The sequence below is a fragment of the Klebsiella sp. JN_Kp126 genome (genome assembly GCF_033843325.1).
GTDB classification, from domain to species: Bacteria; Pseudomonadota; Gammaproteobacteria; order Enterobacterales; family Enterobacteriaceae; genus Klebsiella; species Klebsiella michiganensis.
Genome location: NZ_JAWXQV010000030.1, coordinates 1 through 876 on the forward strand (window position 1 = coordinate 1; position 876 = coordinate 876).

At 57.1% G+C, this 876-nt stretch carries 1 protein-coding gene; it reads left to right on the plus strand.

Annotation, left to right across the window (positions count from 1 at the left end; all coding sequences use genetic code 11):
- Positions 1-296 precede the first annotated feature (296 nt).
- Positions 297-876, plus strand: a 580-nt coding sequence (locus SIK97_RS00975) for an IS110 family transposase (RefSeq protein WP_319610916.1), incomplete at its 3' end; no start/stop codon positions are given.

The window sequence follows — 876 nt, forward strand, 5'->3', positions numbered from 1 at the left end:
CCCGTAGCCCGGCTAAGCGCAGCGCAAGCCGGGAAGAAAACCGCAGCAAGGCACCAGGCAGCGCACCTTCCCCGGAGGCGGCGCGTTGCGCCTGTCCGGGCTTGTATGATTACTCCGTCAGAAAGAACCGGCCAGTTCTCTCTGATGGCGGTCCGGATGCCGTGTCCGGGCTTAGGCTTTCGCGCCTGTTCCGTAGATCCTTTGCACCGGACCGCCGTTCTTTCTCATGTGATAAACCGGACAGTATCATGGACCGGCTTTCACCGGTAACCCGTATTTGCAAGGTTGGTTTCACTATGGAAAATGAACTCCACTTCATCGGTATTGATGTCGCCAAAGCTAAACTGGATGTCGATATTCTTCGCCCTGATGGCCGGCATCGTTGTAAAAAATTTGATAATACCCTCTCCGGACACGAAGCGCTGGTCCGCTGGCTTCGCGGCCATGACGTGAACCGTGCCCATGTCTGCATGGAGTCCACCAGCACCTACATGGAAGACGCGGCCGCGCATCTGAGTGATGCCGGGTATACCGTGTCCATCATCAACCCCGCCCTCAGTAAAGCTTTCGCACAGAGTGAGGGGTTGCGCAGTAAAACTGACAAAGTGGACGCCCGTATGCTGGCTCACTTCTGCCGGGAAAAACGCCCGTCAGCCTGGGAGGCCCCTCATCCGACAGAGCGGGCACTGAAAGCCCTGGTGTTAAGGCATCAGGCGCTGACAGAGATGCAGACGCAGGAGAAAAACCGGCGAGAAACCGCGCCGGAGGTTCAGCTGGCCAGCATTGACATCCTGCTGGGATGTCTGAGCGCGGAGCTGGCACGTATCGAAAAACAGATAAAAGACCTGACGGATAACGACCCGGATATGAAACGAC